Here is a 266-nt window from a genome sequence, read left to right as displayed (position 1 = left end):
AGATTTCCCAACATTCAATTTTGATACAATTGATGGATTAGAGTATGAAATAGATGTAACTCAAGCACCTAAGTATAATAAACAAGGAGAAATAATAAATCCTGATTCTTCAAGAATATCTAACTTAACTTATAATGGAGAACCTATAGATTTAAATCAAGAATTCTTAATAGCTACTAATAACTATAGAGCTGGTGGAAATAGTTTCCCATGGCAAGGTAGACAAGAAATAGTTTATACTACTACAGAGGCAAGTCGAGATGTAT

General features: G+C 30.5%; 1 protein-coding gene (only partly in view). It reads left to right on the top strand.

Going from position 1 to position 266, the window contains the following annotated elements; all coding sequences use genetic code 11:
• The coding region annotated (locus G3997_RS04915; RefSeq protein ID WP_330616298.1) for a 5'-nucleotidase C-terminal domain-containing protein crosses the window boundary (this coding region is incomplete at its 3' end): on the top strand, positions 1 to 266 show 266 of its 421 nt. The annotated region extends 155 nt beyond the left edge of the window.

It is taken from the genome of Romboutsia sp. 13368, from assembly GCF_018336475.1.
Taxonomy (GTDB): domain Bacteria; phylum Bacillota; class Clostridia; order Peptostreptococcales; family Peptostreptococcaceae; genus Romboutsia.
This window is presented reverse-complemented; position numbering and strand designations above follow the sequence as displayed.